At 33.6% G+C, this 7969-nt stretch carries 12 protein-coding genes and 2 pseudogenes; 6 read left to right on the plus strand and 8 right to left on the minus strand.

Features of this window, described 5'->3' with window-relative positions; genetic code table 11:
- Positions 1-166: 166 nt before the first annotated feature.
- The 6 genes and pseudogenes from FYJ80_RS12330 to FYJ80_RS11285 form a co-directional block, all read right to left on the minus strand.
- Positions 167-484: pseudogene (locus FYJ80_RS12330) on the minus strand (transposase); the annotation flags it as partial.
- A gap of 15 nt (positions 485-499) precedes the next feature.
- Complete coding sequence (locus FYJ80_RS11265; RefSeq protein ID WP_328596788.1) at positions 500-883, minus strand: IS3 family transposase; 384 nt, start codon at positions 881-883, stop codon at positions 500-502.
- Positions 880-1041 carry a hypothetical protein gene (locus FYJ80_RS11270; RefSeq protein ID WP_154426964.1) on the minus strand — a complete coding sequence of 54 codons (162 nt, stop codon included), beginning with the start codon at positions 1039-1041 and terminating at the stop codon, positions 880-882. Before FYJ80_RS11270 ends, FYJ80_RS11265 begins: the two co-directional genes overlap by 4 nt.
- A gap of 96 nt (positions 1042-1137) precedes the next feature.
- Positions 1138-1293, minus strand: a complete 156-nt coding sequence (locus FYJ80_RS11275) for a hypothetical protein (RefSeq protein WP_154426966.1) — start codon at positions 1291-1293, stop codon at positions 1138-1140.
- A 173-nt stretch (positions 1294-1466) separates the two neighbouring features.
- Positions 1467-2288: a DUF4393 domain-containing protein gene (locus FYJ80_RS11280; RefSeq protein ID WP_154426968.1), complete on the minus strand. Its 822-nt coding sequence runs from the start codon at positions 2286-2288 to the stop codon at positions 1467-1469.
- 234 nt (positions 2289-2522) lie between these two features.
- On the minus strand, positions 2523-2747 hold the full coding sequence (locus FYJ80_RS11285) for a hypothetical protein (protein WP_154426970.1): 225 nt from the start codon (positions 2745-2747) through the stop codon (positions 2523-2525).
- 55 nt (positions 2748-2802) lie between these two features.
- On the opposite strand from FYJ80_RS11285, the gene FYJ80_RS11290 reads away from it, so the two are divergent.
- The 6 genes from FYJ80_RS11290 to tnpC all read left to right on the plus strand — a co-directional run bounded on the left by FYJ80_RS11290 (position 2803) and on the right by tnpC (position 6653).
- Positions 2803-3195 (plus strand): hypothetical protein, encoded by a 393-nt coding sequence (locus tag FYJ80_RS11290; protein WP_154426972.1) that lies wholly within the window; start codon positions 2803-2805, stop codon positions 3193-3195.
- Positions 3196-3291: 96 nt separating this feature from the next.
- Complete coding sequence (locus FYJ80_RS11295; protein WP_154426974.1) at positions 3292-3636, plus strand: hypothetical protein; 345 nt, start codon at positions 3292-3294, stop codon at positions 3634-3636.
- A 113-nt stretch (positions 3637-3749) separates the two neighbouring features.
- Positions 3750-4001 carry a hypothetical protein gene (locus FYJ80_RS11300; RefSeq protein ID WP_154426976.1) on the plus strand — a complete coding sequence of 84 codons (252 nt, stop codon included), beginning with the start codon at positions 3750-3752 and terminating at the stop codon, positions 3999-4001.
- Positions 4002-4175: 174 nt separating this feature from the next.
- Positions 4176-4553, plus strand: coding sequence for a hypothetical protein (locus tag FYJ80_RS11305; RefSeq protein ID WP_154426978.1), 378 nt, complete (start codon positions 4176-4178; stop codon positions 4551-4553).
- A complete protein-coding gene (gene tnpB / locus FYJ80_RS11310) occupies positions 4543-4887 on the plus strand; it encodes an IS66 family insertion sequence element accessory protein TnpB (RefSeq protein WP_154426980.1) in 345 nt (114 codons plus the stop codon). Before FYJ80_RS11305 ends, tnpB begins: the two co-directional genes overlap by 11 nt.
- A 71-nt stretch (positions 4888-4958) precedes the next feature.
- Positions 4959-6653: an IS66 family transposase gene (tnpC, locus tag FYJ80_RS11315; RefSeq protein ID WP_154426982.1), complete on the plus strand. Its 1695-nt coding sequence runs from the start codon at positions 4959-4961 to the stop codon at positions 6651-6653.
- A 304-nt stretch (positions 6654-6957) separates the two neighbouring features.
- On the opposite strand, the gene FYJ80_RS11320 is transcribed toward tnpC, so the two are convergent.
- Both FYJ80_RS11320 and FYJ80_RS12335 read right to left on the minus strand, forming a co-directional pair.
- Positions 6958-7464, minus strand: coding sequence for a DUF1015 family protein (locus FYJ80_RS11320; RefSeq protein WP_154426984.1), 507 nt, complete (start codon positions 7462-7464; stop codon positions 6958-6960).
- A gap of 179 nt (positions 7465-7643) precedes the next feature.
- Positions 7644-7817: pseudogene (locus tag FYJ80_RS12335) on the minus strand (DUF1015 domain-containing protein); the annotation flags it as partial.
- Between the last annotated feature and the right edge of the window lie 152 nt (positions 7818-7969).

A 7969-nucleotide genomic window follows, 5' to 3' on the forward strand; every position in this document is an offset into this window, starting at 1 on the left:
CATAGAACTTGCATAATGCCCATCTGAGTTTAAATTACCAAATATAAACTCAGACTACATCTGTATTATCTTTTTTTCAACCCTAATATTTAGGGTGTGTCGTTATATCTTTTCATGACTAATATTTATATAACTCAAACAGAAGAATTATGCTTAATTTTGATAGTTATACAAATATTCTCAATTTAGGTATTGACAACTGAGGACAAATAAAACAAGTGCGTTTCTTACCCATACTTTGCTTTATACCAAATGATAGTAATAACTCTCTGTAAGCATATGCAGTGTATGTAGAACCTGCATCAGAGTGAAGAATACGCCCATCAAGATTACCGACATTTTGTTTTAACATTTCAACAGTCTCTATAACCAATTGAGTATTACAATGTTCTCCTATTTTCCAAGCAAGTACCTCTCCATTGAATAAATCTTCAATAGCACTTAGATACCATGTTGTATCAGTTCCTGTTAGATAAGTTATATCGCATACAAGTCTCTTTTAAGGTTCTAGTGCAAAGAAATTTCTTCCTATTAAATCAGGTGGTATATTATCTTTCATTTGACGTCTTGTAAGATAGTACTCCTCACTGTAATGTCTTCTTTTAACTTCAGATAAGGCATCAGCTTTATTCATAAGGTCCAGGACCTTTTTCTTTCCTATGTTTATATCATAGTCAGTCTTAAGCCTATCAGTCATCTTTCTATAACCTAAGGAGTTATCATAAGAGTTTTGAAGATTCTTAATAATAACTTTTAAAGACTCATCAGATATTTCCTTTTCTGTAGGCCCCTTTATAAATGCATAGTAACATTTAGTTGATACACCAGCGATAGAACATAGTCTTCTTATATTCTTTTTCCCTTTTAATATTAACTCTTTTATGGCTTCAAATCTTTTTTTTTAACCACTTCTTCTGGCTTTGTTTTTATGATTTTATAAAGCTGTTCAAGATATGCAACTTTATCTTCAAGATAATCAACTTTCTTTCGTAAATCTCTGTTTTCTCTTGCTAACTCTTCTGGATTTGTTTTTGCTGCCATTACTATTCCTTCAGGGATTGGATCCTTTGGCTTTTTAATTGAAACTCGTGAGCCTCTTGATGCATTATCCTTCTTTTCACGTCTAGTTCTAGCATACTACTTATCAGGATTTAATTCATCATCAGAGAGCCAACCTCCCAATGTTGAGAATGCAACACCATACTTAATTGAAACAGTTTTAAAACTTTTTGCTTGCATTGCTTCTGCTACAATTTTTTTCTTCATCTCAAATGTAAACTTTTTGTACTTCATTTTATCCTCCTGTTACCTTGAGGAACCAGTGGTACAAAAAGTGTTACTTAAAACGGGGCAGAGCAGCTCATGGGATAAGCCATACGAATCTCATGTACAATTCGGTCTATCAGACAAATCACCTCATTTCAGCCTTTTACACATCGTCAGGCTGTTTTCTATCCAATGCACCATCAAGTCGTCCTTTGCTTTTGGCTAACATTTTCAGCATTTTGTTTTTCAAAACAGCAGCTAACAAAGTCCTGTCCCATTTGTGTTAATTCGATACGATATTTATTCATGTTAATCTTACTTTCTGCCTCGAATACAGGTTCCGAAGCTTTATAAATCCAGTGATTTCGAAACTTCTCATAATCATAGTCAAGTTCTATTATATTGCTGTTTTTGATAAGCAGCCCTAACCGCTCAAGGTTTTCAACAGATTTGGTTAATTGCAACTCTTTGGATTGATCAAAGCTATGTTTAACACCTTTAAAATCAAACATTATAAGAGGATATGGTGTGACCTTCCCATCTTTATGTGTTTCGTTGATGGTACAACATGGTAATGTGTGAGTCTGTCTAAACACTTCCAGCAGTTTTATATCTAAATATGACAATTGCTTAATCATTTCGGGGAAAGCTGGATGTACTTTATTTACGCAATCAACATCACAAGCAGAAGCAACCAGTTCAGCAAATAATTCTCTGAATTCTTCTTCATCGATATAGAACTTGCTCGCTTCAATTGCTGGGCCTACGATTCTAATTTTGGGCTCATTAAGCTTTTCTTCTGGAATACCAGCTACTTTTTCAGCAATCTTTTTCTTATAATCTGCGATATATGCCTCACGCTTAATCTTCTGTTTCTTCCCCCAATAACCAAGCCACCCCATTGCTCCATCTACAAGCAGTCCAAGGTTCTCACCAATACTCTTTGATGTCGGGCGAACAATATCCTCGGCAACATTTTTACCAACGTCTATTATGGCTTCTGTCACTTTTTTCTCTACCATTTCGCTTCTCCTTTTTGTGTTTTTAAAAAGCTATTTCTATTATTTCAACCTTTCACACAACGGCAGGATTTCTTCCAGTTTGGCAACAATTCGTTTTTGTTCAGCAAGGGAGGAGACTGTCCTCTCGACAGGAATATTTATTTCCTTTCCAATGTATTCACGGCCGTTTTCCAAACCGTGATATGGCCCCTAATATATTAACAATTTTGTATGCTAGAAATCCATGTGTATCAATTATTTGATACCTTCTGCTAGATTAGCAAATGAAGGTTCTAAACAGTAAGGACATAAACCTACGACAAAATATCCATGTGGTGTAACATCAAAACTTCTTACGTTTTTTGATTGCATTTTATCCATAATACCAAAAGAGAATTCACCATTTTCATATTTTCTAACTCTCCACGAATACTCCTGTCCACATTTCTCACATATGTGTTTTCCTTCAAATTTTATCATTTTATATCCCCATCTCAGCTATATGGCTACAAATTATTTGTAGCGGACCCCCTCGGTGCCCCTACTCCAATCTAATAATGAAATTAATAGCGAGGTACATGATACAACAAAAGAAATACCTTTTGATAGACTCTACCAAAAGAGAATCTACGCCCTCTTCCTAGTACAACATACACAAGCTATAAACCAGTTAAAGTTTCTAGAGAAGGTTATGTTTTACCATAGAGGGGTTAAAACTCAGATTGATAATGTATATGCATGCTGTGAAGGAATAATTGTAGAAAAGAATAACGCAGTATTTTTACTAATTGATGAAACATCAATAGTATTAGTACATTTACTATCTCCCAAAAGAGAAAGAGCAGAATTAATATACAAACCTAAAAAAAGAAATAAACCTAATATTTTTATTTCAACTTATCAAAATAATTGTGCTGTCTTCAATTAGTAAATCAGAGGAAATAAAATAAAAATGTATAAAATATTTAATGAACTTAATATTTTTAATGATAAATATTTAGCAAACATTGTTTATAGCCTTTATATGAATCATGATGATCTACAAGAAGAGCTTAAACAAAGAATCAATCTAGCTAAAGAGAGGAAAGAAACTGATAGTATTAATAAAAAACTTAATGGGGCAGGTTTTCCGTATATTAATGAAGATAAACTTAAAAAAGGTTTTAATATAGATTCTATAAATGAAATTGACCAAGGTTCATTTAATAAAATGATAAAAGAATTAATATTTCTAAATGATAAAGTTAAGCCAAAGCTACTATTATTTGGAAAACCAGAAAGAGGAAAAGAATTACTATCCGTGCTTATTGGAAGAGCTGCATGTAAAAAGGATACAAAACCAATTTTGTTCAATATGAGTATCTACTAGACATCTTTCGTGGTGATGGATACTTTGATCCTAAACATGATACGTATAAAACTCTTGCAAAATCTGAGTGCTCAATAATCGATGATTTTGCAGGTACTATTGAGAGAGATAAAATGGTAATTTCTGAAATACAAAGATTTTTTAGATTTAGACAAGCTAATCATCTAAACGGAACAGGAAAGAAAAGGCGTCCACGTTCAACTATTTTCCTGTCATATTATCCATACCATAAATGGAATGAATATTTAGCTGATGAAGATGAAAAAGCATGCTATTTCAAATCAATGATTGAAGACCATGGAACAATGATTAAAGTAGATGATAGTGCAGAATATCAAACACTTGAGAGCAGGTTTTGGTATTAATATCTAAAAAACAATAAATCAGTATATTATCTCTTCAATTCTTAACATTATATTTGATTAATAGTAAGCGTAATTTGGGCCGATATTTAAGTTTTTTTCCGATTGTATGAAAATTCGTATATAAAGACGAATATTCGTTTCTGAAGATGAATATTCGTCAAAAAGGACGAAAATATGTATAATCACTATCCAGACCAAACAAAACGCAATGTAGTAGCAGCTCGCAGAGCTGGAATAACTTTTTCAACTCTTTCAAAAGCTTTAAATATTCCTCGCTCATCTATTCATACTTGGGAAAAATCCAAAATTTATGCTGATGTAGCACCAGCAGATGAAACTCTCCTTAGTCATCTAAACATTAATACTTTACTACCAGCTAAAGTAGAGAAGAAAACAAGTAGCTTTGTAAAAGTTGTTAATGAAGAACCTGAATATACTGAAGGCTCTTTAGTTATTAAGAAAGGCTCATTAACAGTCGAAATAAATAAGTTAATGAATAACTCGGATCTAATATCTTTGATAAAAGCTATTGGAGAATGCAATGTTCTTTGACTATGACTCTTATAGCTACTATGTAAGACCAGGTTTTACAGATGCAAGAAAGAGCTTTAGAACTCTCTCTTGCATTGTAGATGAAGAGATGAATTTAGATTCAAGAGCAAAAGCAATGTTTATCTTTTGTAATAAGGCAAGAAACACATTAAAGATATTGGTATGGGATAATGGATATTGGGTATTAACTAAGCGATTAGAGAAAGGATCCTTTGCTTGGCCTAGTAATGATGATGAAGCAATATCTATTACAAAAGAAGATATAAAGAGGATAATTCAAGGAGAAGATATCTTCAGAAGATTACCTCAAATGGCAAGAAAAATAATCTATTAAATTGTTGTAAATAATAGAGATAATTTCTTGTAATGATTGTAATTATTTACGTTTTATGATACTATATTTACATGAAGAAAAAGGCAAATAATATATCAAAAGAACAAGCTTTAGAGATGCAAATTAAGCTCTTAAAGGAGAATATTAAGCAGCTTGAAAAAGAGAATGCTGATCTTAAAGCTCAATTAGCTAGAAAATATAGAAGAACTAGCGAAGCCATTTCTTCAGACCAACTATTACTATTTAATGAAGCAGAGTTTAATGTTGAGGATGGTATCCTTAATGATAACTCTGATGATTTACCAGAAGATAATAGCGCTGCCGATACTTCTGTTTTAAGTGATAAAGCTAAAAGAAAGTATGTTAAGCGTAAGAGCCAATATTCTATGCTAAACCTCCCTGCAGATATGCCAGTTACTGTTATTCATAACCAAGGAAAAGCTCCTGTTTGTGATTCTTGTGGTACTACTAAAGTAAAGGTTGGTGAAAGAGTTCACGATACTATTGTTAAGACTACTTCTTATTCAATTGTTAGAAGGATTACTGATGTTTATGAGTGCCCTAAGTGTGATGGTTCTGTTAAGAGTACTCCTAAAACAGATAATATCTTAGAAAACACTGTTGTAGATCCTTTAATGCTAGCAGATATTCTAAATAGCAAGTTTAATATGGGAGTTCCTCTTTATAGACAAGAGAGACTCTTTAAAGAACAAGGGGTTAAGATAACAAGACACTTGATGTCAGCATTAATAATGTATGTTGGCAAAAAGATAATTGATAACCTTGAACCAGTGTTAGAGGAAGAAGTCTTTAAGATGCCTCTTATTAATGCTGATGAAACGCCAATGAAGGTTATAAAGCTTTATGATGAGGATGGTAATAAGAAAGCACCTAACTCAAGAGAAAACTCATTTATTATAGGTCGTATTGGTGTAGATGATAATGGAAGTCCGGGATACTCGATATTTACATTCAGTGATAACCGAAGAAACCAAACAATAGCTGATTTATTTGATAAATACCCAGGTCTAGTACAGACAGATGGGCTCTCTGGTTATACCTTTGCGGAAAAGAATTGTTCTTTTACACATATTGGGTGTCTAGTGCATTGTCGCCGAAAATGTATAGAAGCCTCTGAAGGAAGAACTAAAGGTGTTGCTGTTGAAATGAAAAAGCGATATGCAAAAATCTTTCATGAAGAAGGTAAATGGGAAGACCTTAGAGGAACTATTAGCAAAGAAGAGTTTGTTGAAGGAAGAAAGGCTGCATTGCTTCCTTTGTTTGAAGATATGAAGGCTTGGCTTGAAGAGGTTGTTAAACAAGCAAAAGAAACAGGTGCAGAGATTGAGAATAAGACTTCTATAGCTATTAATTACTTCCTTGATAGATATGATGAGCTTACTAGATTCTTGGATTATTACTGTGCTAATAGCAACAATAATAGAGCTGAGCAATTTGTTAGAAAGTGGAAAATTAATTTGAATAATTTCCTTTTCTGTATTACTGAAACAGGAGCTGATGTTTCTGCATTCTTCTTCTCTTTGATTACATCTTGCAGAAACCTTGGCATTAACCCAACTGATTACCTCGCTCATTTGTTCCTTAATTGTAATATGGTTAAGAGTGGTGACAGGGAAGCTTGGAGAGCTTTGCTGCCTGGAAAGTGTAAGCTTGATGATGTTATTGAACTTAGAAAGAAGATTGCTGAAGCTAAACCTCTTGAAGGAAGAACAGAACCTTATGTTCTCAGGGGTCGTAACAATTAAATTGTAATTTAAACAATTAAATCTTTTATTCATAAGGACAGTTTACTAGGCTGTCCTTTTTTAATAAATAAGCGGTGAAATTACGCATACGATTAATAAGAATGAAATTAATTCTTTAGTTTATATCTTTTACTTAGATAAAATAAAAAATACCCGTAAAGTATAATCCACTTATGCAGTGAATTTCCCACTTTACGGGTATTATTTTATTTAGAAAACTATTACTCAAACTAATACAGCTAATTTTGCAAAGGAAATAGATTGTACAATTTTAAATTGATAGGAATTGTACAATTTTGGGGAGTTATCCACACCATTGAATAGGATAACCATTCTCACAGCAAATTGTATTCTGCAAGTATTCTAACAAAGCATCTGTGTTTGTGTACTGAACAATTCTGTGAATAGGCTCAAACTGCAGTGATTTGTCATAGATATTCTCAATTTCAACCATTGCATATCTGGCCGGATGATTGACCCACTTTTCCTTTGGAAGTTTCTTTTTCAAATCTTCCCAGCAAGCTTTCGCTGTTGCAAGTGAATGGTTTCCATCCCCTACTGCAAGAATCATCGGATTCAATTTGTTCTTTGAAAACTCATCTTCAGCCGTGGTTTGGTATGCGGAAAACAGTTCATCAATCTTTTCTACATCTTCACCTTGAATAGCCCCACCACCCATGATTATATCAAAGTCATATACTTCCTTTAAGGTTGCTTTTCGCTCCTGAATGAAGGAAGTAAATCTTTCCTCTTCATCATTGTAAAACAGGAAGATTTGTGGCATTTCTATCGGAGCATTTTCTCTGCCCATCTTTCGGGGAGGAATCCTTTCAACAACCGTTTTTCAGTAGGTCGAATCCGAGATTCCACTCCCTTCTCATATGAATACTCTTCCAGATCAATAATGCCAATCAATCCTTGACGAATATCGCCGTTCAGCAAAGTGCGTTCCACGTAGATGAATGAGTTTTCAATTACCTGAAAGAATTCCTACGACAAATAACGGTTCATAGAATCGTGTATCGCACAAGTCTTCTCGGAATTATCCTTAGATAAATAGGCCTCTGGCAAGATTAGATCCAATGTGGATTTGCAGTTTCCAATCTTGTTCCTGGTCTGTTCCCAGTACTGAGGCTCCGATGTAAATTGATCGCATGCGATGACAGACCATTTTTCATATGAATCAGTTTATACTAAGAGCATAAATCAGACAGGGAGGTGAAAATAATTCGAATAACAGCTACCATATCAAAGGAGTAAAAAAGATATGGGTAGAAACAAGAAGACTTACACAGATGAGTTTAAGCTTAAATGCA

The organism is Bullifex porci (assembly GCF_009695635.1).
In the GTDB taxonomy this organism is placed as follows: domain Bacteria; phylum Spirochaetota; class Spirochaetia; order Sphaerochaetales; family Sphaerochaetaceae; genus Bullifex; species Bullifex porci.